Annotated in this window: 24 protein-coding genes; 11 read left to right on the top strand and 13 right to left on the bottom strand. The window is 49.2% G+C overall.

What is annotated here, in order from left to right; all coding sequences use genetic code 11:
• Nucleotides 1-14 precede the first annotated feature (14 nt).
• From paaD to paaA, 4 genes are read right to left on the bottom strand one after another with little or no spacing between them, the layout of a single operon-like run.
• Complete coding sequence (gene paaD / locus ACQKDS_RS04715; protein ID WP_399666758.1) at nucleotides 15-512, bottom strand: 1,2-phenylacetyl-CoA epoxidase subunit PaaD; 498 nt, start codon at nucleotides 510-512, stop codon at nucleotides 15-17.
• 9 nt (nucleotides 513-521) lie between these two features.
• Nucleotides 522-1,280 carry a 1,2-phenylacetyl-CoA epoxidase subunit PaaC gene (paaC, locus tag ACQKDS_RS04720; RefSeq protein WP_399666755.1) on the bottom strand — a complete coding sequence of 253 codons (759 nt, stop codon included), beginning with the start codon at nucleotides 1,278-1,280 and terminating at the stop codon, nucleotides 522-524.
• Nucleotides 1,281-1,287: 7 nt separating this feature from the next.
• A complete protein-coding gene (gene paaB / locus ACQKDS_RS04725) occupies nucleotides 1,288-1,575 on the bottom strand; it encodes a 1,2-phenylacetyl-CoA epoxidase subunit PaaB (RefSeq protein WP_399666752.1) in 288 nt (95 codons plus the stop codon).
• 23 nt (nucleotides 1,576-1,598) lie between these two features.
• Nucleotides 1,599-2,537 carry a 1,2-phenylacetyl-CoA epoxidase subunit PaaA gene (gene paaA, locus ACQKDS_RS04730; RefSeq protein WP_399666749.1) on the bottom strand — a complete coding sequence of 313 codons (939 nt, stop codon included), beginning with the start codon at nucleotides 2,535-2,537 and terminating at the stop codon, nucleotides 1,599-1,601.
• A 318-nt stretch (nucleotides 2,538-2,855) separates the two neighbouring features.
• Here paaA and paaZ point away from each other — a divergent pair, with 318 nt between their 5' ends.
• Complete coding sequence (gene paaZ / locus ACQKDS_RS04735; protein ID WP_399666746.1) at nucleotides 2,856-4,928, top strand: phenylacetic acid degradation bifunctional protein PaaZ; 2,073 nt, start codon at nucleotides 2,856-2,858, stop codon at nucleotides 4,926-4,928.
• A 134-nt stretch (nucleotides 4,929-5,062) separates the two neighbouring features.
• Here the strand turns inward: paaZ and ACQKDS_RS04740 are convergent, their stop codons facing one another.
• Nucleotides 5,063-5,482: a VOC family protein gene (locus ACQKDS_RS04740; RefSeq protein ID WP_399666743.1), complete on the bottom strand. Its 420-nt coding sequence runs from the start codon at nucleotides 5,480-5,482 to the stop codon at nucleotides 5,063-5,065.
• A gap of 253 nt (nucleotides 5,483-5,735) precedes the next feature.
• Between ACQKDS_RS04740 and ACQKDS_RS04745 the strand changes: the two genes are divergently transcribed.
• The 6 genes from ACQKDS_RS04745 (at nucleotide 5,736) to ACQKDS_RS04770 (ending at nucleotide 10,174) form a co-directional block, all read left to right on the top strand.
• Nucleotides 5,736-6,509, top strand: a complete 774-nt coding sequence (locus ACQKDS_RS04745) for an SDR family oxidoreductase (protein WP_399666741.1) — start codon at nucleotides 5,736-5,738, stop codon at nucleotides 6,507-6,509.
• Between the two features lie 55 nt (nucleotides 6,510-6,564).
• The gene (locus ACQKDS_RS04750; RefSeq protein WP_399666738.1) at nucleotides 6,565-7,467 is read left to right on the top strand and encodes a LysR family transcriptional regulator; all 903 of its coding nucleotides are present in this window, start codon (nucleotides 6,565-6,567) and stop codon (nucleotides 7,465-7,467) included.
• A gap of 277 nt (nucleotides 7,468-7,744) precedes the next feature.
• Entirely contained in the window at nucleotides 7,745-7,942 is a 198-nt protein-coding gene (locus tag ACQKDS_RS04755) for a glycine zipper domain-containing protein (protein WP_399666735.1), read from the top strand.
• A gap of 15 nt (nucleotides 7,943-7,957) precedes the next feature.
• Nucleotides 7,958-8,206 (top strand): GlsB/YeaQ/YmgE family stress response membrane protein, encoded by a 249-nt coding sequence (locus tag ACQKDS_RS04760; protein ID WP_399666732.1) that lies wholly within the window; start codon nucleotides 7,958-7,960, stop codon nucleotides 8,204-8,206.
• A 100-nt stretch (nucleotides 8,207-8,306) separates the two neighbouring features.
• Nucleotides 8,307-8,711 (top strand): YidB family protein, encoded by a 405-nt coding sequence (locus ACQKDS_RS04765; RefSeq protein WP_399666730.1) that lies wholly within the window; start codon nucleotides 8,307-8,309, stop codon nucleotides 8,709-8,711.
• Between the two features lie 380 nt (nucleotides 8,712-9,091).
• Nucleotides 9,092-10,174, top strand: a complete 1,083-nt coding sequence (locus tag ACQKDS_RS04770) for an endonuclease/exonuclease/phosphatase family protein (RefSeq protein ID WP_399666727.1) — start codon at nucleotides 9,092-9,094, stop codon at nucleotides 10,172-10,174.
• A gap of 106 nt (nucleotides 10,175-10,280) precedes the next feature.
• On the opposite strand, the gene ACQKDS_RS04775 is transcribed toward ACQKDS_RS04770, so the two are convergent.
• Together ACQKDS_RS04775 and ACQKDS_RS04780 are read right to left on the bottom strand one after the other, a co-directional pair.
• Complete coding sequence (locus ACQKDS_RS04775) at nucleotides 10,281-11,285, bottom strand: NAD(P)H-quinone oxidoreductase (RefSeq protein WP_399666723.1); 1,005 nt, start codon at nucleotides 11,283-11,285, stop codon at nucleotides 10,281-10,283.
• Between the two features lie 153 nt (nucleotides 11,286-11,438).
• On the bottom strand, nucleotides 11,439-11,648 hold the full coding sequence (locus ACQKDS_RS04780) for a hypothetical protein (protein WP_399666721.1): 210 nt from the start codon (nucleotides 11,646-11,648) through the stop codon (nucleotides 11,439-11,441).
• Between the two features lie 691 nt (nucleotides 11,649-12,339).
• Here ACQKDS_RS04780 and cspE point away from each other — a divergent pair.
• Complete coding sequence (gene cspE / locus ACQKDS_RS04785) at nucleotides 12,340-12,552, top strand: transcription antiterminator/RNA stability regulator CspE (RefSeq protein ID WP_004946278.1); 213 nt, start codon at nucleotides 12,340-12,342, stop codon at nucleotides 12,550-12,552.
• Nucleotides 12,553-12,841: 289 nt separating this feature from the next.
• On the top strand, nucleotides 12,842-13,042 hold the full coding sequence (dsrB, locus tag ACQKDS_RS04790; RefSeq protein ID WP_399666717.1) for a protein DsrB: 201 nt from the start codon (nucleotides 12,842-12,844) through the stop codon (nucleotides 13,040-13,042).
• A 240-nt stretch (nucleotides 13,043-13,282) separates the two neighbouring features.
• On the opposite strand, the gene rcsA is transcribed toward dsrB, so the two are convergent.
• Entirely contained in the window at nucleotides 13,283-13,912 is a 630-nt protein-coding gene (gene rcsA / locus ACQKDS_RS04795) for a transcriptional regulator RcsA (protein ID WP_399666713.1), read from the bottom strand.
• A 740-nt stretch (nucleotides 13,913-14,652) separates the two neighbouring features.
• Here rcsA and ACQKDS_RS04800 point away from each other — a divergent pair.
• On the top strand, nucleotides 14,653-14,796 hold the full coding sequence (locus tag ACQKDS_RS04800) for a hypothetical protein (RefSeq protein WP_399666710.1): 144 nt from the start codon (nucleotides 14,653-14,655) through the stop codon (nucleotides 14,794-14,796).
• Between the two features lie 273 nt (nucleotides 14,797-15,069).
• Here ACQKDS_RS04800 and ACQKDS_RS04805 read toward each other — a convergent pair whose 3' ends face one another.
• Nucleotides 15,070-15,276, bottom strand: a complete 207-nt coding sequence (locus tag ACQKDS_RS04805) for a hypothetical protein (RefSeq protein WP_399666706.1) — start codon at nucleotides 15,274-15,276, stop codon at nucleotides 15,070-15,072.
• 980 nt (nucleotides 15,277-16,256) lie between these two features.
• Here ACQKDS_RS04805 and mgtA point away from each other — a divergent pair.
• Entirely contained in the window at nucleotides 16,257-18,956 is a 2,700-nt protein-coding gene (gene mgtA, locus ACQKDS_RS04810; RefSeq protein WP_399666703.1) for a magnesium-translocating P-type ATPase, read from the top strand.
• Between the two features lie 30 nt (nucleotides 18,957-18,986).
• Here mgtA and ACQKDS_RS04815 read toward each other — a convergent pair whose 3' ends face one another.
• The 4 genes from ACQKDS_RS04815 to ydgT all read right to left on the bottom strand — a co-directional run bounded on the left by ACQKDS_RS04815 (nucleotide 18,987) and on the right by ydgT (nucleotide 21,587).
• Nucleotides 18,987-19,760 carry a DUF3307 domain-containing protein gene (locus ACQKDS_RS04815; protein WP_399666699.1) on the bottom strand — a complete coding sequence of 258 codons (774 nt, stop codon included), beginning with the start codon at nucleotides 19,758-19,760 and terminating at the stop codon, nucleotides 18,987-18,989.
• 2 nt (nucleotides 19,761-19,762) lie between these two features.
• Complete coding sequence (locus tag ACQKDS_RS04820) at nucleotides 19,763-20,356, bottom strand: hypothetical protein (RefSeq protein ID WP_399666696.1); 594 nt, start codon at nucleotides 20,354-20,356, stop codon at nucleotides 19,763-19,765.
• 443 nt (nucleotides 20,357-20,799) lie between these two features.
• Nucleotides 20,800-21,219 (bottom strand): universal stress protein UspC, encoded by a 420-nt coding sequence (gene uspC / locus ACQKDS_RS04825; RefSeq protein ID WP_399666692.1) that lies wholly within the window; start codon nucleotides 21,217-21,219, stop codon nucleotides 20,800-20,802.
• A gap of 152 nt (nucleotides 21,220-21,371) precedes the next feature.
• Complete coding sequence (gene ydgT, locus ACQKDS_RS04830; protein WP_399666689.1) at nucleotides 21,372-21,587, bottom strand: transcription modulator YdgT; 216 nt, start codon at nucleotides 21,585-21,587, stop codon at nucleotides 21,372-21,374.
• Nucleotides 21,588-22,712: the final 1,125 nt, after the last annotated feature.

Consider the following 22,712-nt stretch of genomic DNA (forward strand, 5'->3'; position numbering starts at 1 on the left):
GGTTTTCTGCGCTCCTAAATACATTTGAAATAGTCAAACGGCTCGCGGCAATCACAGCAGCGGTACAGCGCTTTGCAGGCGGTGGAGCCAAACTCGCTGATCTTTTCGCTGTTTTCACTGTGGCAGCGCGGGCACTGAACGCCAGCGTGGCGGTGTGGCTGGTCGCAGGTATGGCCCTGCGGCGGTGCGATGCCATATTGGCGTAGGCGACGGCGAGCGTCGGCATTCATCCAGTCGGTCGTCCAGGCGGGGGCGAGGCGTATCTCCACCGTCACCGGGCTAAAACCGGCCGCGGTTAACCGTTGTTGAATGGCGTTAAGTAAAAATTCGGTCGCCGGGCAGCCGGAGTAAGTGGGCGTAAAGGTGATACGCCAGCCGTCGCCATCGCGTTCGACGTGACGGATCATGCCGAGATCGGTAATCGATAGCACGGGTAACTCTGGATCGCTGATCTGGTGCAGGCATTGCCAGATCTGCGGGATCTCCGTGGGCTGTAAGCGAGTGATGTTCATCAGCATTGTTTACCAATTGCAGTTCGGATAGGCGCGTGGCAGGAATTGCATTTCCGCCAATAAAAAACCGAGATGTTCACTGTGTTGGCCTTGTTTACCCCCCAGACGGAAGGCGGGTTGCTGTGGCAGCGTCAGCGTGGCCTGTTGCAGCGTGTCGTCGATGATGGCCTGCCACGGTTCCCGTAACTGACGTGGGTCAACGGCGATGCCTTGTTCAGCCAACTCAAGCTCTATTTCATCGGCGTGGAACAGTTCGGCGGTAAAGCGCCACAGGGCATCCAGCGATTGCTGCATCTTTTGGTGGCTGATGGCGCTGCCGTCGCCAAGGCGAATCATCCAGTTACGGCTGAAACGTAGATGGTACTCTGCCTCTTTCACCGACTTGGCGGCGATGGCGGCGAGTTGTGTATCGGTGCTGCGGCTCAATGCCCGGTGCAGTAACAGGTGATATGCATCCAGCAGGAACTGGCGTACCAGCGTGTCGTTAAATCCGCCGTTGGGTTGTTCGGCCAGTAGCAGATTATGGAACTCGCGCTCGTCACGGCCAAATGCCAGGCTATCTTCACTGTGCGCAGGCCCCATCAACGTGGCGGCGTAGCCGAGGAGGTTACGCGCCTGGCCGAGCAGATCGAGGCCGGTATTTGCCAACGCCAGATCGATTTCCAGCTCTGGCGCGTGGCCACACCAGGCGCACAGGCGTTGCGCAAGAATCAGCGGCGTATCGCCCTGACGTAAGAGGTAATCAATGCGTGGATCGCGTAGTGTCATGCTGTCCTCACATATTTTTGATGCCGTCAGGCAGGGTATAGAAGGTCGGGTGGCGATAGATTTTGTCCTCAGACGGATCGAAAAAGGCCTGACGATCTTCCGGCTGTGAGGCGATCAGATGGCAGGACGGCACCACCCAGATTGAACAGCCTTCGTTGCGGCGCGTGTAAGCATCACGCGCATTTTCCAATGCCATTTGCGGATCGGCAGCATGTAAGCTGCCAACGTGGCGATGTGCCAATCCCTGTTTGCTGCGAATAAAAACTTCATACAGCGGCCATTCAGCACGGATCATGAAATTGTCCTCTTAATGTCGATTCAGGCAGCTTTGGAAGGCCGTTTGGCCGCGTGAGCCATTGCACCATCACGTACCCAACTGCCTGCTTGCCAGGCGTGACGTTTGGCTTGTAACCGTTCGTGGTTGCATTGGCCTTGCCCTTTAATCACCTGCGAGAGCTCGTGCCAGTCGATCTCGCCGAAGCGGTAATGGCCGCTGACTTCATCCCAGATCAGGTCAGGGTCGGGGGCACACATGCCGAGCGCATTGAGTTGCGGTACGGTGTTATCGATGAATTTTTGTCGCAGTTCGTCATTGCTGTGGCGCTTGATCTTCCACGCCATACTTTGCGCACTGTGAGGAGAATCAGCATCGCTGGGGCCAAACATCATCAGTGCCGGCCACCAGAAGCGGTTGATGGCATCTTGTAACATGGCTTGTTGCGCGGCATTGCCGTTGGCCAGCACCGTCACAGCTTCATACCCTTGACGCTGGTGGAAACTCTCTTCTTTGCAAATCTTCACCATGGCACGGGCATAAGGCCCATAAGATGCCCGGCATAGCGCTACCTGATTGACGATCGCTGCGCCATCGACCAACCAGCCGATCACGCCGATGTCAGCCCAGCTGAGCGTCGGGTAATTGAAAATCGAGGAGTACTTCATCTTGCCGTCGAGCATCTTTTGATAGATGTCTTGTCGTGAGCAGCCAAGCGTTTCGGCTGCGCTGTATAAGTACAGCCCGTGTCCTGCTTCATCCTGCACTTTGGCGAGTAACACCGCTTTGCGCTGTAGCGTTGGCGCCCGCGTGAGCCAATTGGCCTCCGGCAACATGCCAATAATTTCCGAATGGGCATGCTGGCCGATTTGACGAATCAGGTTTTGACGGTAGGCGTCTGGCATCCAGTCTTTCGCCTCAATAGCAATATCTGCCGCAATCTTGTCGTCAAAATGCTGCTGATGTTGTGTTTCAGTGAGCATGATTGCCTCTTTATGATTCGTAAATAATGTTATTTAAGTTAAAAATGAATCATTTTACATAATCATAAAGCTACAAGTTGATAACGAAAAGATCAAAGTGCTGCGTTGGGCTTTTGCGATGCTCATCACATTTGCTAAGTGTAATATATTGTTTTTATTTATTTTTATTGTTTGTCGATTATAGGGGTTAGGGCTGTACTGCAAGCTTTACAGCGTATTTGTAGGGTTTTTGTTAATTTTTTAGTGTGTGGGGTATGGTAAATATGTGATACGTAATTAAGCTGTATTGTGATTGTTTATGAATAATAGGGGATGCGAATGCAGCAGTTAAACAGTTATCTTGCAGGCCGCTGGCAGTTTGGCCAAGGCAACCTCCGCCAAATCCATCATGCGGTCACCGGTGAGGCGTTGTATCAGGTGTGTTCCGACGGGTTGCCATTCGCCGATAGCCTTGATTATGCGCGGCGGCAAGGCGGCGCGGCACTGGCGCAGATGACGTTCCAGCAACGAGCGCAAATGTTGAAGGCCGTCGCGAAGCACCTGCTGGCCAATAAAGAACAACTGTATGAAATTTCTTATCAAACCGGTGCGACGCGTAATGACGGTTGGGTGGATATTGAAGGCGGCATCGCGACGCTGTTCTCTTATGCTGGATTAGCCAGCCGCGAATTGCCGGATGATACGCTGTGGCCAGAGGATGAACCCATCGTACTGTCGAAACAGGGACAGTTCGTTGCGCGCCATGTATTAACCTCTCGTCCGGGCGTGGCGCTACATATTAATGCGTTCAATTTTCCCTGTTGGGGGATGCTAGAAAAATTGGCGCCTACCTGGCTGGCCGGTATGCCTGCGATTATTAAACCGGCGACCGCCAGCGCACAGCTCACTCAGGCGATGGTCAAATTGATTATCGATAGCGGATGGGTGCCAGAGGGGGCATTGCAGCTGATTTGCGGTGGCATTGGCGATCTGTTTGCGCATCTGGATTATCACGATACGGTTACCTTCACTGGCTCTGCACACACCGGGCAACAGTTGCGTGCACACCCGCGTCTGTTGGCGAAGTCCATCCCCTTTACCATGGAAGCGGATTCACTTAACTGCTGTGTGTTAGGTGAAGATGTAACACCGGATATGCCCGAATTCACCGTGTTTGTTAAAGAGGTTGTGCGTGAGATGACCAGCAAAGCCGGGCAGAAATGTACGGCTATCCGGCGGATTATGGTGCCTGCAGTTCGCGTTGCCGAGGTACAGCAGGCGCTACTGCACCGTTTGGCTGCGGTGAAGGTTGGGGATCCGCAGTTGGAGTCGGTGCGGATGGGGGCGTTAGTCAGTGTGGAACAGCGCGACGACGTGCAGCAGAAAGTGGATTCGCTGTTGCGTAACGGGTGTGAGCCACTGTGCGGAGGCCGAGTGCCAGCCGGTGAGGCATTAGGGGATGCGGCGGCAAACGGCGCATTTTATCCACCGACGTTGCTGTACTGTGCCGATCCGCTTAATCATCTTGCCGTCCATGAAACCGAGGCATTCGGCCCGGTGGCGACGCTGATGCCGTATCAGACTACCGAACAGGCGATTGAATTAGCGTTATCGGGGCAGGGGAGTTTGGCGGGATCGCTGGTGACGGCCGATCCGGCGTTGGCGACGCAGTTTATCCGTGCCACCTCGTGTGCGCATGGCCGTATGTTAGTGTTGGATGCGGCAGCAGCGGCGGAATCAACCGGTCATGGTTCGCCATTGCCGATGTTAGTGCACGGTGGCCCTGGTCGCGCAGGGGGGGGCGAAGAATTGGGCGGTTTACGGGCGGTGAAACATTATATGCAGCGTAGCGCGATCCAAGGCAGCCCCACGATGCTGGCGGCGATTGGTAAAGAGTGGATACGCGGTGCCGCTTTGGTTGAGGAGCCGATACATCCATTCCGTAAGTATTTTGAACAATTACAGATAGGTGAAAGCCTGTTGTCCGCCCGCCGTACGGTGAACGAAGCGGATATTGTCAATTTTGCCTGCCTGAGTGGCGATCATTTTTACGCGCATGTGGATAAGATAGGCGCAGCGGAGTCGCTGTTTGGTGAGAGGGTCGCCCACGGTTACTTTGTGGTGTCCGCCGCCGCTGGGCTGTTTGTCGACCCGGGCGTCGGGCCGGTGATCGCCAACTATGGCATGGAAAATTTGCGGTTTATCGAACCGGTAAAAATTGGCGATACCATTCAAGTCCGTTTGACCTGTAAGAAAAAAATTCGTAAGCCGCAAAAAAGCAGTGACGATCGCCCACACGGCGTGGTGGTGTGGGATGTGCAGGTGTTAAATCAACATCAGCAAGCGGTGGCGTTGTACAGTATTTTAACGCTCGTGGCACGACAGCGGGGGGAGGGGCAACAGCCCGCTTAATATCTTGATTGGGCGTCGCGTTGGCGCCCTTGGCTACGGCCGCTGCGTATTTGGCATGTGTGGAATTTCTGTGCATTCACTTCGTGTTGCACTTCATAGGCAGTGCCGCTGTCATCAGTGGCACTGCGTACGCTTTACTCCACATTGATCATCCAATTAACGCCAAATTTATCAGTCAGCATGCCAAATCCTTTGGCCCAAAACGTTGGCTCATAAGGCATGGTGATGTCACCGTCTTGTGCTAATTTGTCAAACAGGTCGCGCCCCTCCTCAATGCTGGCAGGGTTGAGCGAAAGAGCATAACCTTGGTGCGCGGTAGTATTGTCGCCGTCTGTTGGGCAACCGTCAGACGCCATTAACCGGCTGTCACCAATGATCACACTGACATGCATAATAGCCTGCGGATCAATATGCTGAGTTCCTTCTTGTCTGGCTTCCTCTGGCATGTCTTGGTAGCGCATAAGCATTTCAATCTGCCCGCCCAACTGCTGAACGTAGAAATTAATCGCTTCTTCGCAACGACCGTCAAAAAATAGATAAGGTTGAATCTGCATCGTGTTGTCCTCATTAGTAACTCATCCACATTGTTGTGGGTGGTTGGGTTGAAATAGTTTTGGGTAGGGATGACGATGAATGGTGACTTATTAGTGTAGTTCTCTCCATGCAGAATGTTTTGTGGGCGATCACGCTATTGGCATCGATGAGCATTGAACGAAAAACTGGGATAGTGCATCCCGATTTGCCCAGATTATCTGTGCGGTGAGCCTTTCTATACTCAGAGTTCATTTCAAGCACGGAGTTATTGCTATGGGTAATCAATCTTTGAACGGTAAAGTGGTCGTTATTGCGGGCGGTGCTAAAAATCTCGGTGGGCTCGTGGCACGCGATTTAGCCCAAAACGGTGCAGCGGCCGTGGTGGTGCATTACCACAGCGATGCGAGCAGAGCGGCGGCGGAAGAAACCGCGGCCGCGGTGAAAGCCGCTGGTGCTCAGGCTATTGCGCTACAAGGTGATTTATCCAAGCCGGCAAATGTTGCTCGTTTGTTTGAAGATGCGGTAAAGGCCTTCGGCAAAGTCGATATTGCGGTGAATACCGCCGGTTTAGTGCTCAAAAAACCGATTGCTGATGTCACAGAAGCCGACTATGACAGCAGCTTTGACGTTAACGCCAAAGCCGCATTCTTCTTTATTCAACAGGCTGGGAAGCATTTGGCTGATAATGGCCGTATTGTGACTATCGTCAGTTCGTTGTTGGCGGCCTATACGCCATTCTATGCCGTTTACCCGGGCAGCAAGGCGCCGGTAGAGCATTTTACTCGCGCAGCATCCAAAGAATTTGGAGAACGCGGCATCAGTGTTAACGCCATCGGCCCAGGGCCAATGGACACCCCCTTCTTTTACGGGCAGGAAAGCCAAGAAGCCGTTAACTATCACCGCACGGCAGCGGCATTAAGCCCGTTCTCTAAAACTGGCTTGACCGATATTGAGGATATTGCACCGATCGTCAAGTTCTTGGTGACCGATGGCTGGTGGATCACTGGGCAAACCCTGTTCGCTAACGGTGGCTATACTACCCGTTAATAGTTCAACTCCGCTGCGGCTAGCTGCCGCAGCGCTTTATTAGCATGAGGCATTGGTGGATAAGATAGGGAGATTGCGCGTATTCGTTCACGTCGCTGAGTTGGGCAGCTTTGTGCGTACAGCGGAAATTATGCTGATGCCGAAAACCACCGTTTCTGCCGCAGTGCAACAGCTTGAAAGCGAAATGGGTGCACGCTTGTTTCACCGTACGACACGGCGAGTACAATTGACGAGCGATGGTGAGCGCTTATTGCAGCGCGCACGCAGATTATTAGAAGATGTCGCTGAATTGGACGCGTTGTTTGAGCCAGATAGTGCACCAATTGGTGGGCGATTGGCGGTGGATGTGCCCAGCCGCATCGCGCGGCGTATTATCGTGCCCGCCTTGCCTGACTTCTTCCTTCTCTACCCCGATATTCAATTGTTTCTTAGCGCCAGCGATCGCGCCATCGATCCGGTGCAAGAGGGTATGGATTGCGTGGTGCGCGTTGGCAGCCTGAGCGATAGCAGCATGGTAAGCCAACCGCTGGGGCGATTGAGCATGGTTAACTGTGCCAGTCCTGCCTATTTGCACCAGCACGGTATACCGCAACACTGTGCTCAATTGGCTGAACATTGGGGAGTGGGCTATGCACAACCCAGCTTGATGTCGGCCGAAAACTGGCAGTGGCTTCAGGATGGCGAAGTGATAGAAACCAGCGTACGTAGCAAAGTGACGGTCAATAATGCGGAAAATTATATCGGCTGCTGCTTAGCGGGCATGGGGTTGATACAAATACCTCGTTTTGATATTCAGCATTACCTGAATAACGGCAGCCTGGTTGAAGTGTTACCGCATGCGCAGGCACCGCCCATGCGTATCTCATTGCTCTATCCGCATCGTCGTCAACGTACGGCGCGTTTTACCGTTTTCGCCGAGTGGTTTAGCCGGTTAATTGCCCCGTTCTGTGAAGCCTGACGCCATCGATGAAGAAGGGGCAGCCACAGATATCGTTTTATCGTTTTGCCGCCTACAGAACGGCACTCCGCATATCCGTGAAAATGGAAATTGATGATGTTTACGCCAGGCAGGGAGGGCATCGGTTGACGCCGCCGTGAACGGAAGAAATTCAGCCAGCTCGAGTGGGTAACTCGCTGATTTTTGTCTATAGTTATAAGGCGTATCAGCGTATAAGCGCCGCTCACGTCGGGGACTTGACGAGTGTTTTTCAGATTATGCTATCTAAGGAACTGAAATGTTTGCTAAAAATGACGTAAAAGATCAGGTAAACTCTGTACGCGACAGCGTTGAGGCGGGGGCGTGTGAAGTTCGCGCTAGTTTGAAAGACGCTGCCGATCAGTCTTGTACCTATATTAAGGACAATCCGTGGGCTGGGGTTGGTGCCGGAGCCGTTGTTGGCCTGGTGATTGGGTTTCTTTTAGGCAAAAAGTAATTAGGGAGAGTAAAAATGGGCATTATTTCTTGGATCATTTTTGGTTTAATTGCCGGTATTCTGGCTAAGTGGATTATGCCGGGCAAAGACGGCGGCGGCTTTATCATGACCGTCATCCTCGGGGTTATTGGTGCGGTTGTCGGCGGCTGGATCAGTACCTTCTTCGGCATGGGCCGCGTTGATGGCTTCAACCTGGGGAGTTTCGTCGTTGCCGTCATTGGTGCTCTGGTGGTACTTTTTGTTTACAGAAAGATCAGAAGCTAATCACGTGCTGCTCAATGAGGGTCGCCACGGCGGCCCTTTTTCGTTTAATCATGGGTGACGATCGCACGGCTTTGGTCGTCTTTCGGAGAAGGGGAATATCATGGGCCTATTAGATGGCGCATTAGGTAGTGTGCTCGGCAATGTGCTGGGCAGTGCACTGGGTAATAGTGGCAAGGGTGGGATCGATATCGTCGCTATTTTGCAATGGGTGGATCAACAAGGCGGCTTACAGGCCATCTTGAACAAACTGCAACAAGGCCAATTGGGTGACATCGTTGGCTCGTGGCTTGGCAACGGTGATAACCAGTCCATCAGTGGCGATCACGTTCAGCAAGCACTGGGTAGTGATGCGATAGCGCAACTGGCGGCCAAGCTGGGCGTTGACCAAACTCAAGCATCCGACACGATTGCACAGTTGTTACCGACGCTGGCTGACAAAGCCTCGCCGAATGGTGAAGTTCAGCAAGATGAACTGGCCAGCTACGTGGGTAAACTGTTTAGTTAACCTGCTTGCCTCCGGTTCTATGCCGGAGGCATGTTACTTGTGTTTGCCTGGTCGTTGGACGGCAACCGCAGGCTCGCGCACGCTTTGACTTTTCCTCGCAAGTTACGCCGATCTCATGGCACACAGGCTGTGATGGTCAGTTCTCTCTTATGTTGCCATGTGCCTACTATACCGATGTGTTTGGCGCGGTTAAGATATTTCCGGCAGGCTGGCTTTGCCCCGCAGCAGTTGACGTGTTGCTACCAGCCTGAAGTAAGATAATTCTTTCGTACCAACGGGTAGCTCGGCCGTTTTTTATGGCAATCTTTGGCTACCGCTTTACGCAGTTACACAGTGCCGATTGCCTACTCTGAGCCGTTAATATTAAGAGGAAACGTTACGTGACAGGGATTACCGCCATACTGACGCTTTTACTGGTGCTGGTGACTATTGCACCCCTTTCAAAGCATCCAGCCTGGTGGATCCGGGTGTGGGATTTCCCGCGCCTGCAAATACTGGCGCTTGCGCTGCTGGTATTCGTGATCAACCTGCTGTTTTTACCGTTATCATCACCGCTGGTGTGGGTGATGATTGCCATTAATTTGGCCTGCGTGGTTTATCAGGCCGTGTGGATTTACCCTTATACGCCGCTTAGCAAACCGCAGGTGCTGGATTTTAGTGGTTATCAAGCTAAACCGCGGATCCGTATTTTGGTTTCTAACGTGTTGACGCCCAATCGCCAGGCAGAAAAACTGTTGGCACTGGTCGCGACGGAGCGACCTGACGTGTTGGTCGCAGTGGAAACCGATCGCTGGTGGGAACAACAGCTGGCTCCGTTGGAACAGGATTATCCCTATCGATTAGCCTGTCCGCAGGATAATTTGTATGGCATGCACGTCTATTCCCGCTTGCCGCTCAGCGATGCCGAAATTCAATATCTGGTGGATAAAGATATACCGTCGATGCATATGCTGGTGCGACTTGTCGATGGAACCCAGGTACGGCTGCACTGCGTTCATCCGATGCCGCCTAGCCCAACGGAGAATGATGAATCAGAAGATCGTGATGCCGAACTGGTTCTGGTGGGGAAAAGCGTACGCGATGCTAAACAGCCAGTGATCGTCACCGGCGATCTGAATGACGTGGCGTGGTCAACCACCACACGCCTATTCCTGAAGGTTAGCGGGTTGTTGGATCCGCGCCGTGGGCGTGGCATGTTTAGCACTTTCCATTCGGGTTATCCATTCCTACGCTGGCCGCTAGACCACGTATTTCACAGCGATGATTTTATTTTAGGCAGTCTGCGGCGATTACCCTGCGTGGGTTCCGATCATTTCCCGATTTTGGTTGAGCTGGTGTACGCGCCAAAGCAGGGAGAACAGCAGGAAAGTTTAGAGAAAACTCACGATGATGAGGTGCTGGCGCAAGAGAAGTTGGCGAGCACCGATAGCGAACCACGAGACGTTCATACGCCAACGGCCTAATGGGGTGCCCCCGCTTTGTGGTGGGGGCAGACACGGATAAATCACTCTGTGGGTGACGGCGTGTTGACGCGCCGTCTGAGTACCCGGCCGCGTTTTTGAACCGCGCTTACCGGGTAAGGATGATTTTGCCGATGTGCGCGCTGGATTCCATCAGCGTATGCGCTGCGACCGCGTGTTCAAAAGAAAACGTTTTGAATATTTGCGGTTTGACCACGCCTCGCTCCAGCAATGGCCAGACTTTTAGCCGCAAATCGGCGGCAATCTGCGCTTTGTCTTCCACGCTACGGGCGCGTAGGGTCGAACCGGTATGCGTCAGACGCTTGAGCAACAGCGTCATCAGATTCAATTCCTTAACTACGCCATTCTGGGTGCCAATTTGTACGATTCGTCCTTCCATCGCGGCCGCATGATAGTTTTTTGCCACGTAATCACCGGCAATCAGATCAACAATCACATCGGCGCCTTTGCCGTTAGTAGCCTGTTTGGTTTTCTCTACAAAATCCTCTGTCCGATAGTTGATGGCGACATCGGCGCCTATCGCCAGGCTGGCTTGGCGTTTCTCCTCCGAGCCCACGGTGGTAATAACGCGTGCACAAAATGCTTTAGCCAGCATGGTGGCAACGGTACCGATGCCAGAGGTTCCGCCGTGGATCAATACGGTTTCACCCGCTTTCAAATGCCCGCGTTGGAAAACGTTGACCCATACGGTGAAAAAGGTTTCGGGTATGGCCGCCGCTTCGACCATGCTAAATCCTTCAGGAACCGGTAATGCATTACTCTCATGCACTTTACAGTATTCGGCGTAACCGCCGCCGGCAATCAGCGCACAAACACGATCGCCCACGGCGTAATGTTGTACGTCAGCGCCGATAGCAACCACTTCCCCGGCAATCTCTAAGCCTGGGATGTCGGAAGCGCCCGGCGGTGGGGCATATTGCCCACGGCGCTGCATGACGTCTGGGCGATTCACCCCGGCAGCGGCAACCTTTACCAGAATTTCCCCCGATGCCAACGTCGGTAACGGTCGTTGCGCCATCACCAATACATCGGGTTCACCGGGCTGCGAAATCTCAATCGCTTTCATGTGGCTGGGTAAGGTCGTGGTGGACATGCTGTTCTCCTTATTTTGTGTACAGACATTCCTACAGTGTAGGTAACTGTCTATATAAAACCTATGCGGATGTTACAGAAATCGAGAGGGAGGTACGTGGATGAAAGGGCGATCTGAGTAAAAGAAGAGGCCGCCGCACAGGACGGCAGCATATTAATCGTTAGGGGGAATGCGAAACCCTTTCAATGAGACGATAAAGTGCTCTTTACCTTTGGAAATTTTAGCGCCTTTATCACACCACAAACTGGCGAGCTGAAAAAAATCATCGCTGCCGATATCGTAAGCCAATTCTATTTTTGTCGCGATTCCTGAACGTATCAGCGTTTCCGCTTCCTGGTGATTTACCGCTTTAATGGTTGTCATAGGCGAAACCCTTGGTGCTAGCCGATGAAAGTAATCATCCACTATCCTATGGCTACATAGTGACAATTTTGTGATGAAAAAATGACAAAAAGCGAAGTTGTGATGATGCGCAGACAACAAAGGGAACTCCGTTGCGGGGCGCGATCAGGGATTTGGTCGAACCAATTTGCTCTTTCTGGCGGATTTGAAGTGCTTATACAAAGAAAATCCTGAAACCGCAGCCAGCAAGGCCAAGAACAGTAGATAGTGAATCGCCATAAGTGATACCTCTTTTAAAATGGGCTTAGTCCGCCTATTTGTGACATGTGTCTCATTTTGCTGCAATAAGAGCATTCTGTTTCTACCGATACGCGCCGGGCAGCAGAGCACTGAGTAATAAAAAAAGAGACGCGCGGCGGGTGAGTTGGCGATAAAAGCCGCTTGTCGGGCTAAAACCTGAGCATTTAAGCCGGTTTAGCGATTGGGGTGACAAAAAGAGTTGCTATTGAACGCCCGTCATGCGTTAATGATTACCGGCCTGTGGTACAGACCTATTTATGCACGACATTTTGAGTAAAGTAGTTCAAATTTAAAGCGTTATCTTTGATAACCCTTCATATGACGAATTTCCTTTCTAGTGCCTCCATAAGTAACTGATGACCGGCTATATCTTGCCCATGGTGGCTAACATTTAATTTTGAAGGAAATAGACATGTCTAACATGATCAAAGGTCAAGTGAAGTGGTTCAACGAATCTAAAGGTTTCGGTTTCATTACTCCAGCTGACGGCAGCAAAGATGTATTCGTACACTTCTCTGCTATCCAAGACCAAGGTTTCAAAACCCTGGCTGAAGGCCAAAACGTTCAGTTCTCTATCGAGAACGGCGCTAAAGGTCCATCAGCGGCTAACGTTACCGCTATCTAATTGGCGATTTTTCGCTGATTGATAAAAACCCGCTAAGGCGGGTTTTTTTGTGTCTGTCGTTTAGCGAAACCACGTCTGGTTATACGATCTTGTGCCCGTGAGTCACTTAACAACCGTGATCGTAAAGCGCGTAAGATCGTGTGAGGCAGGTTTCGATGAGTGAAATCATCCATGGATGACTTTCTGCTACCCTTTAAGCGAAATTAAGTTAACGATGGGTGGGTTGGGTAGTGATGCTTGCCTCGCGGTGTAATACACTGAGGATAAGTAAAATTAGGGAGTCGTAATAATGAAGGTAAACGATCGGGTGACGGTGAAAACCGATGGCGGCCCACGGCGTGAGGGCGTGATCCTTGAGGTCGAACAGTTTAATGAAGGGGTCATGTATTTAGTTGCGTTAGAGGAATATCCCAATGGCGTATGGTTCTTTAACGAAATCGATAGCCGCGATGGCACTTTTGTTGAACCTCGTATTTCCACTACAAAGTAATGCTCGCATTACTGAAGTCAACCGAGGCTGGTTTATCCTTCCGGGGTAATTATTACTTATCCCTTGCTGATGGCGAACAATATAACACCCAATATAGTGCCCTTTGAGATGGCATTAAAGCTACTGCGGCAAGCCTGATCGCAGGCAGAAAATTATGGGCTCAGGATAAGCGTTCGCACTATGGGTAAAAATAGGGTATTTTACCGAATAGCCTGGAGCCACATAATCTTTATCCAGTTATCAGCGGCTATTAACAAATATTCCACTGGTCAATGTGTCAGTTAACCGAACCACATGGTAAATAATTTGTTTGTTGTGTGTTTTGATCTTTCTTTTGATATTTCCTTTATGAGACGAAACTGTCTTGGCTTTTATTTGCATTTTATCAGATATCTGAATGGTTCCCTGACCAGACATCCACATACGCAACATATTTGACTCGGTCTGGCTTAGCGTCACGGGGGTTTGATCCACGTTAACCTTGACTACGTTGGGGGATTTTCGTTCAAGATAATGAGCAAGGAGTTGGCTCATGATTTCTGGTTTGATTGATTTTGATGAGATGATGACATTTTTACGAACATATAAATAATCGTCAAAATGTACGTTTGTGATAGCCATAAAGATGAAGAATAGTGTGTCGGGGTTCAGTGTGATGACCCGTTTTATTCGTTCAGTAGCGTTAGCTTCATGTATAAAGCAATCTTCATTAATAAACACCAGGCTAGGTTTTAGCCGACAGCATTTTTCATGCAAGCTGTCGATGTCCGCAACGGCATTGATCTGCCGCTTTTTAACCCCATGCGTTGTCAGATAGTCGGTAAGACCCAATCGCGTATAGCTACAAGAATCCATGATAATCGTTGGCATATTGTACCCCCATATAAACCCGTTTTACCGCAGTAATAATGTGAAAAAGCCAAAAGGCAAAAAAAACAAAACGTACTAAGTAGAATGTTCTATCAACAAAAGCGTAACGGCTCAATGTTATTTTCTGATGCATTCCATCAACTGGTGTGATTTATAAGTTTGGCTTAAGTCAGATGGATGTGCTGACACTGGTATGACGTTTGGGTCGCAGCAAGGTTGGTCAGAACGATGCACGTGTTATCCACTTGTTCATTGAATTTGTTCATAATGTCACGATTTTGATTAATAGTGTGGTAAGAAAATTCTTAAAAAAAATTCATGTGTTGGTTTTTTGTCTATTGTAGCCTGATTTTTCGTCAAAAATAATAACTGATAATGAATAAATGTTAGGAAATTCATTAAATTTCATATGTTTATATATAAAATGATAATAATAACTATTGTCAATATTACTTTTTTTATGCTTTTGCGTTACAAAATAACAACATCTACAACTAGTTATGTTACACAAAGTTACTTTACTATAAAGGCTTAGGTGATTTTTAGTGTTTTGAGTACGGAGTTATACGGCATGACAGCGGCATTAATCGATTTTGCTCAACTATTACGGTAGTCATTTTTGATTTTTGAAGTATTAGCCAGTAGTTCGCGATCAATTCGGTAACAGAGTAGCCAGCCTCGGTACTAGCGCATTTTGCGGCAGTTCAGGGCGCTGAAATTACCGTGCTTGGAGCGCTGTGATGGTACATCGTGCTCAGGCCCGCGATCTGACCGACTCTGGCCTGGCATACTCGGTTTCCAATGCTGCAGGTTTGCTGATGCAGGCCGTAGAGCAGAACGTTGGCGCTGGTAAAAATTATGTGCAAAAGCGGCTTAGTGCATAGGCGTCTGGGGCTTGGCAGCGTTAGCACGTCAGCGTCCAGACCAGCCAGAAAACGTGTGCCGACCGGGCCGGCAATAATCCGTGTTAAATCCAGCACTCGCACTCTGGGTAGTGGGCGTTCGAGGGGTAACGGCCAGCTGGGAAGGGCGGTTTCAGGCTGTCGTGATTGCTGAATCAGTGGCTCCAGATCCACGCTGTTACCTTGTTTATGCCGCAGCTATTCTTCACTGGTGCGCATTTCGGCTGCGCAGCCCGCGGTTTCAATCACCGCCTGTTACAATTCATTTTTCCAACGGTGAACGCATTTTGCCAGCGTGCTTTTATCCTTATGCGCACCGAGTACACATTCCAACGCTTTGCGGTGGTGTGGGGCATTGGTATGCAAACGTATCCAGCCGTCACTGGTAGCGTAGTCCCCGGCCAGCGGATCCCAGGCTGCCGGCAGTCCCAGCCGATAGGGCGTAATGTCCAACCGAACCACAAGGAGGCCAAACGGCGATCGACGTAAATCTGTTGTGGCGGTATGCCGTAACGTTGTTGAAGTAACTGCACGCAACTCAGGCCTGCGGCACCCCAACTGGCGGTCGCCAGCTCAGTCACTGGAAAAATTGAATTCAATTGGCCTTACCGCACAAAGTAAACTGCGCCAGTGGTATTTCACGCAGTCCAAGGCTTTGCCCTAATTCGTCGAACATTGTCTGTAGCCGTTGAATTATGAGTGACGCCATAAAGCGAAGTTAGAACAATGTTAATATCCTAGTTCACGGCGATAATGGCCGCTACGACGCGTAATGAGGGAGGATAAACAGCCTACTATATTGGCGGCAAGTTTATATTTCGTTTAATAAAATAGCCTTTACACCTTTACAGTACCTCACTATAATCCGCATAAAATTTAATAGGAGAGAGTAATTGGAAAGTTTTAGTTGTGGCGATATAAATAAGGCAAGCTAACCTATCTCTTTCTGATTTGTTGCTTGCCGAACTTGGCGGGCAGCACCCCTCATTTTATACCAGAGCCGTGCATTGCCGAATACGTTAACGATACTTGGTGCTATTGCATTAAGTCATTTTATTTTGGTTGCATGATGGCATTTTTCCGTTTTAGTCTTTTTCCTCCTGGCCGCAGCGTAATTCACCGCTGAGAAACGCGTTGCATACGGGTATTATCCCGACTTACTTTTTGTACTTCACCGTTCTCGGTGATAAGGAGGCGTCATGGACGATCACCCCGGTTCCATAATGATTCCATGTTGTTAGTGTGCTATATCCATTATATTTCAAATTGTATCTTTACGGGTGCTATTGTGGGAGTGATCCGCAACTTCGCTGTAATGATATGAATATTAATTAAGATATAGCACCATTATTAGCAACGCTAAATAGAATGTCATTCTGTGCAATACACCCATTTGTTGGGCGAGGTAATCCTGCGCGCAGAATAAAGAAGAGAATAGCGTTATGACCTATATTAAACATTCATCTCGTCGCCAGAATAAAATCAATCAATCCTATGTCATCGCTCAGGAAGCAAAAAATAGCCTTGATCAAACGCTGGCGAATTTAAATTGTAATCGTCTTGGTTTGACTCAGGAGGATGCACAAGAGCGGCTCGGTTATTTTGGTGCTAATCAGGTTGCACATGAAAAAGCGCCTCATGCGTTAATACAATTGATCGGTGCATTCAATAATCCGTTTATTTTCGTCCTGATGATCTTGGCGGCGATTAGTTTCTTTACCGACTATTGGCTTCCTGCCCAGCACGGTGAAGAAACCGATCTCACCGGCGTCAGTATCATTTTGGTGATGGTGACATTAAGCGGCCTGCTGCGTTTTTGGCAGGAGTATCGTACTAATAAAGCCGCGGAAGCGCTCAAATCTATGGTTCGCACCACCGCGACGGTGCTGCGCCGTGGCAGTTTCAGTACCCAACCATTGCAAATTGAGCTCCCGATTCGTGAACTCGTACCGGGTGATATTATTCAACTCTCTGCAGGGGATATGGTTCCGGCAGACGTACGTTTGCTCAATTCGCGCGATTTATTCATCAGCCAGGCTATTTTAACCGGTGAAGCGATACCGATCGAAAAATACGATACGCTGGGTAACGTCAGTCAAAAATCGAGTGAGATAGACGTCTCTCACGAAAGCCAACTGTTAGCGTTAGCCAATATTTGCCTAATGGGAACCAATGTTGCGAGCGGCACGGCTACGGCAGTGGTCGTAGCAACGGGTAACAAGACCTATTTCGGCTCATTAGCCAAATCGATTGTTGGCAGCCGGGCGCAAACCGCCTTTGACCGTGGTGTGAACAGCGTCAGTTGGTTACTGATCCGCTTTATGCTGGTGATGGTGCCGGTGGTGTTGCTCATTAACGGTTTTACTAAAGGCGACTGGACGGAGGCGGCATTATTTGCCTTGGCGGTGGCGGTAGGACTGACGCCGGAAATGTTGCCGATGATTGTCAGTTCGAATCTGGCGAAAGGCGCGATTGCTATGTCGCGGCGTAAAGTGGTAGTGAAGCGGCTGAACGCCATTCAAAACTTTGGTGCAATGGATGTCTTGTGTACCGATAAAACCGGTACGTTGACGCAGGACCGCATTATTCTTGAGCATCATCTCGATACCACAGGAACCCCTGACAGTCAGGTATTGCATCTGGCATGGCTAAACAGCTTCCACCAGAGCGGGATGAAAAATCTGATGGATCAGGCGATCATTCGTTTTGGCCGTGGCAAGCCGGGCATTGAGGCATTGTGCCGGTATAGCAAAGTAGATGAGTTGCCGTTTGATTTTGTACGTCGTCGTTTATCGATAGTGGTACGTGATGAACATCAGCAGTTGCTATTGATTTGCAAAGGTGCTGTCGAGGAAATGCTGACCATTGCAACTCAGGTACGGGAAGGGCAGCAGATCTTGGCGCTGGACGATGAACGTCGCGCATCCCTAATGGCATTGGCTAATCGTTATAATGAGGACGGCTTCCGCGTGCTGGTGCTGGCGACGCGCAAACTCGATAGTGATGATTGCGGATTGCCATTGAATGTGGCAGACGAGCGCGATCTGGTGATCGAGGGATTACTGACTTTTCTTGATCCGCCGAAAGAAAGCGCTCAAGAAGCTCTTGTTGCCTTACAGGAAAATGGCGTTACGGTGAAAGTGCTGACCGGCGACAATCCGGTGATCACCTGCAAAATTTGTCGCGATGTTGGGTTGGAACCTGGGACACCACTTTCCGGTCAAGAGATCGAGCTATTGGACGATGCGCAGCTGGCGCGTGAAGTAGAGTTGCGCACGGTGTTTACCAAATTGACACCATTGCAAAAGTCGCGGGTGTTGAAGATGTTACAGGCGAACGGCCATACCGTTGGCTTTTTGGGCGACGGCATTAACGACGCACCGGCGCTGCGCGATGCTGATGTAGGCATCTCGGTAGATACCGGTACAGATATTGCCAAAGAATCGGCCGATATCATCCTGCTAGAAAAGAACCTGATGGTGTTAGAAGCCGGGGTGATTAAAGGGCGTGAAACCTTTGGCAATATCATCAAATATCTCAACATGACGGCCAGCTCCAATTTTGGCAATGTGTTTTCCGTACTGGTGGCCAGCGCATTTATCCCGTTTTTGCCGATGCTAGCCATTCATTTATTGATTCAAAACCTGATGTACGATATTTCACAATTATCATTGCCGTGGGACAAAATGGACAAAGAGTTCCTGCGTAAACCACGTAAATGGGACGCGAAAAATATCGGTCGTTTCATGATGTGGATCGGACCAACATCGTCCATTTTCGACATTACTACCTTTGCGTTGATGTGGTTCGTCTTTGCAGCCAACAGTGTTGAGCATCAGGCATTATTCCAATCAGGTTGGTTTATTGAGGGCTTACTGTCGCAGACGCTGGTGGTGCATATGCTGCGTACTCAAAAAATTCCTTTCCTACAAAGTACAGCGGCATTGCCCGTTTTACTGATGACCGGCTTAGTCATGGCGCTGGGGATCTACCTGCCATTCTCACCGGTCGGCGCATGGGTGGGGCTTCAGCCGTTGCCGTGGGAGTATTTCCCTTGGCTGGCAGCGACGCTGATCAGTTACTGCGTCGTGGCGCAGATGATGAAACGTTTCTATATTCGCCGCTTTGGTGAGTGGCTTTAAGATGCCATTGCGTGGGTGATAAGTTGGCTATTACCACAATGCTTTGATCAATAGACCAAGCATAATGGTCAAAGTGAATGAAAACAGCGTACCGAGCATAACGTACTCGGTGCGCATTTTGTCTTCGTTGTGACGCAAATCGCCAAAGCGGAAGATAGATTTGGCCGCCAGTAGAAAACCGATCGCGGGGATCTGGCCGATCAACACGAAAGTCAGTATCAGCGTTCTTTCCAAATAACCAATCTGTTTGCCCGCGCGCAACAATGAATCATTATCTGCCTTGGCCGCGTGGGGCATTTGCGGTGTCCAACGCGCCAAATAATGGCCGATCAGAATACCCATCGGCATATAAATCAGCAAATAAGCTAACGCTAACAAGCCATATTGCCACCCGGTGACATGTTGCCACATCATAGTCGCCAGTGTACCGGTATTGGGGGTAATAAATAGCCACAATGCCACCAGCATCAACAAGTGCAATCCTTGATCGAGCAGAAAACGGCTGGTGTTATTGCGTTGGGCGAGCAGCGTGACTTTTATTAAATCAATCAGATAATGGCTGATGCTGATAAACAACAGGCTAATCCAGACGCCACCGGCTGACACCGCGCCGTGTAAACCGCTAAACACAGCGATGACCGCGGCAGCAACCACGCCATGAATGAGGGCATGCAATAATAATAAACGTGACCGGGCGCGGCGCTGGGTTTTATCTTGCACCCAACTGAATGGCTGAAGTGGGAAATCAGCCACCAGATGGCCTACCAGCAACCACAGTAACAAAGGCGCATAGGCGTCATCCATATTTAGATAATCCTGTTAATTGCTTCAATAAACTGCATGATTTCTTCATAAGCCGCACGTTTTAGCGTAGCAGAAATGGTTGATGCCGCTTTTTGCAGTTTTAGCGCCACTTGCGCGTTGGTATCGGCAAACATACGCGCTTGTACTATCTGTGCTTCAGTCTGCGACAAACGACTCAGGACATGATCTAGCATTGGCAACAGATCGCTGACAATCGCATCAGTACGGGAATGGTTAATTTTTAGAGCCAGTCTGCAATTTTTAGTCATTTGATCCATCGCGTTTCCTGAGTTTAGGAATGCGCTACCGTAACCAGACTTAGCTTTACGGCTACCAAGCCCGATGGCAATACGTGCATCCCATTGCGCGGCATTATGCGCTTTGAGTGCAGTGCGAAGATATACTGCCAGTATCAATCCATGCTCAGGTTGGCAAATGGCTTGAAAAGCATCACCACGAAAGATTTCAAACTGTTGTATCAATTTCGCCTGCTGTAAGGCATCGAGCAGGCTTGTGAGTTGCTTGATGTAGTGGGGCGTGTCGACGCCACGTGAATTGACCAGGTCGCCAGTGATGACACTGATTTTTGTTTTCATGCGTCGTGAACCTGCGAGTGAGATGGAGACGGTTAAATTCGCATCTAGATGCGAATTTGTCAATTATTCGTCTCTAGATGCGAATTTTTTCTCAATTCGTATTTAGGGGCGAATTTAATCGAGTTGTCAGGCAAAAGAGAATGATTGAAACAGGCAAGATTTGATGCACCGAGGTATCGCGCATTACCGTGATGTGACTTTTCTGGGCGCTATGCCCATCATACCTAATCTGCTGAGGTACTGACCGGGATCCGTTCAATGGCGCGCTTAGTGGCTGACTTCCGGTGATTCACGTGACGTTGGGTTGCGCTAAAAAGCAGAGGGTTAATAAATTATGGGCCAAACAAAAGGGAGTGTAGTGGAAAGTTAACAATGGCAGTATTGATCGCAGCGCTTACCGACAGCGACAGGAATAAGCATTCCACGATTATTACCGGGGGTGTTCAAAGTGGCACAATCAGCACATCTATCTGGCTGGTATTGATAAAACGGGCGGCGGAACAGGCAATTTTGTTCATCATACTGTCACTGTGATTGCCGCAAACCACCAGATCAAAAGGGTGTTGCTGGCTGGCATAGTTCAGGCTGTCACCCAGTTCGCCTTGTACAATGAGGGTATCGGCGATGGGGTAATTGGCCTTTCGTTGCAAATCTTGTAGAAATAACTGAGTTTCCTCTTCCATTAGTGTACGTAAATCGCCAAGCATTGGACCGGCGAAGCTATTGTAGATCTCAGGATTGGCAATCATGCTGACCAAGGTAACTTGGCCATTATAAGGGCGCACAATAGAGACGGCTTTTTCCACCAAGAGGTGGCTGTCAGCAGCTACTGCGACGGCAACCAAAACATGATGATAAGGCATAGTATGTCACCTCCGTTCTTTTATCCTGATAAAAGAGTAGAACGTAAGGCGCTAAATAAATGTGGTTTGCATCACGCACGACAATAAACTTCTCTTAGCCGCATTAATTGAGCCAGAAATGTTAAAACTATTTTCGCGCGTAATTACGTTTATTAAAGCACTTGCGCCCACAGCGTTTTGGGGATTTTCCCTAAATCAAACAATCTTCCTGAAACCAGTTCTGCGCGACGATGATCGGCTGCGCGATACATATTGCTCATTTCTTTATTGTTATCAATAGAATAATTTAGCTTGTCATAAACTTTTTCCAGACTGTCTAAGCTGGAACACTTACGGAAGGTCATCAGATAATCTAAAGTACTTGTCATGGTAAAAATATAGCCTGTTAATAATTAAGTTTGGGAACAGAACATCACATGTGGTATCAAGCAGCCAATCACGTGATGGACAACATTACGAAATAAAATACATTTCAATAAAAAATCACAATTGGTTAAAAATAAAACCAGCCGTTGTGACCAACCCGATAATAATAATATGCCAGTGCGTGGTCGGCAATCAGAGAACTACGAATAAACGCAGAATTCAGTAAAGTCTTATTGTTAAACTTGGGCTTTTTACTGCGTTGTAGAGGGATTAAATGTGGTTTTTTAGTTGATTTGACTAAAAATCACGAAATATGCAGAATTATCCTCACTGTGATGCCCATTTTTCGGTATACAAATGTTATTGCCGATTTTTGGCACTGAAATAGTGTTTTCCTTCACATTTATCTACGAATGAGGGCTATTGCTTTCAGATAAGGTTTTCTCACCTTCTTGTATACTCAGATTCCGATTCATTATCAGTGGCGATAGCCAGTTTCTCGTGGCCGAAGATCATTGCAACAAGGCTCTCGTCCTACAGACAAATGATGTTTTATCGATTCCAGTACAGATAGCGTGGGTAGATTAGAAAAGTATACATATGTTTACAGAGGCAATTGCAATACTCAGCATGATTTGTGCGCGATCTTTTCCACCATCTGCAAATACAAATTTTAGTGTGTTGGTGAAAGGTCGTTAGCCAGTATCGATTTATAGGCATTGCATAAGCAGTGAACTTAGGGCTATCACATTAGACATTGGTCGATTGCGATCACAACTAGCCATCTTTAATAAAGTCGGCCCGTTTGGTATGGCGATCAAGTACCCATCGCTATTTTTTACACGAGTCGATTAACTATTAGCAACGGTAGCGACAAAGACGAACGAATGACGATGATATAAATATCTCTAACAGGGGAAAACAGAACCGTATTTTAGTGTGGCGGGAACGCTCCCACGTTTAACCATCCTGTTTATTATTGCCAGGCGAATGATTTAGACAAAGATACCCACCCGACTTCACAGTGAGAGTCTGCTGCCGATTTGTTCTCTCCCGAAACGGATTTGAGTCGGCTTAACAGGTTTCATTCAGCTGTTAATATCTCGCGATTTGAATGATGCTGAATA

The organism is Serratia sp. NPDC078593 (assembly GCF_050268245.1).
Lineage (GTDB): Bacteria > Pseudomonadota > Gammaproteobacteria > Enterobacterales > Enterobacteriaceae > JBNNGK01.

Bases quoted from the DNA above. Each gene is read 5' to 3' on its own strand.
- paaD (WP_399666758.1), bottom strand. From the start codon at position 512: ATGAACATCACTCGCTTACAGCCCACGGAGATCCCGCAGATCTGGCAA.
- paaC (WP_399666755.1), bottom strand. From the start codon at position 1,280: ATGACACTACGCGATCCACGCATTGATTACCTCTTACGTCAGGGCGAT.
- paaB (WP_399666752.1), bottom strand. From the start codon at position 1,575: ATGATCCGTGCTGAATGGCCGCTGTATGAAGTTTTTATTCGCAGCAAA.
- paaA (WP_399666749.1), bottom strand. From the start codon at position 2,537: ATGCTCACTGAAACACAACATCAGCAGCATTTTGACGACAAGATTGCG.
- paaZ (WP_399666746.1), top strand. From the start codon at position 2,856: ATGCAGCAGTTAAACAGTTATCTTGCAGGCCGCTGGCAGTTTGGCCAA.
- ACQKDS_RS04740 (WP_399666743.1), bottom strand. From the start codon at position 5,482: ATGCAGATTCAACCTTATCTATTTTTTGACGGTCGTTGCGAAGAAGCG.
- ACQKDS_RS04745 (WP_399666741.1), top strand. From the start codon at position 5,736: ATGGGTAATCAATCTTTGAACGGTAAAGTGGTCGTTATTGCGGGCGGT.
- ACQKDS_RS04755 (WP_399666735.1), top strand. From the start codon at position 7,745: ATGTTTGCTAAAAATGACGTAAAAGATCAGGTAAACTCTGTACGCGAC.
- ACQKDS_RS04760 (WP_399666732.1), top strand. From the start codon at position 7,958: ATGGGCATTATTTCTTGGATCATTTTTGGTTTAATTGCCGGTATTCTG.
- ACQKDS_RS04765 (WP_399666730.1), top strand. From the start codon at position 8,307: ATGGGCCTATTAGATGGCGCATTAGGTAGTGTGCTCGGCAATGTGCTG.
- ACQKDS_RS04775 (WP_399666723.1), bottom strand. From the start codon at position 11,285: ATGTCCACCACGACCTTACCCAGCCACATGAAAGCGATTGAGATTTCG.
- ACQKDS_RS04780 (WP_399666721.1), bottom strand. From the start codon at position 11,648: ATGACAACCATTAAAGCGGTAAATCACCAGGAAGCGGAAACGCTGATA.
- cspE (WP_004946278.1), top strand. From the start codon at position 12,340: ATGTCTAACATGATCAAAGGTCAAGTGAAGTGGTTCAACGAATCTAAA.
- dsrB (WP_399666717.1), top strand. From the start codon at position 12,842: ATGAAGGTAAACGATCGGGTGACGGTGAAAACCGATGGCGGCCCACGG.
- rcsA (WP_399666713.1), bottom strand. From the start codon at position 13,912: ATGCCAACGATTATCATGGATTCTTGTAGCTATACGCGATTGGGTCTT.
- ACQKDS_RS04800 (WP_399666710.1), top strand. From the start codon at position 14,653: ATGGTACATCGTGCTCAGGCCCGCGATCTGACCGACTCTGGCCTGGCA.
- mgtA (WP_399666703.1), top strand. From the start codon at position 16,257: ATGACCTATATTAAACATTCATCTCGTCGCCAGAATAAAATCAATCAA.
- ACQKDS_RS04815 (WP_399666699.1), bottom strand. From the start codon at position 19,760: ATGGATGACGCCTATGCGCCTTTGTTACTGTGGTTGCTGGTAGGCCAT.
- ACQKDS_RS04820 (WP_399666696.1), bottom strand. From the start codon at position 20,356: ATGAAAACAAAAATCAGTGTCATCACTGGCGACCTGGTCAATTCACGT.
- uspC (WP_399666692.1), bottom strand. From the start codon at position 21,219: ATGCCTTATCATCATGTTTTGGTTGCCGTCGCAGTAGCTGCTGACAGC.
- ydgT (WP_399666689.1), bottom strand. From the start codon at position 21,587: ATGACAAGTACTTTAGATTATCTGATGACCTTCCGTAAGTGTTCCAGC.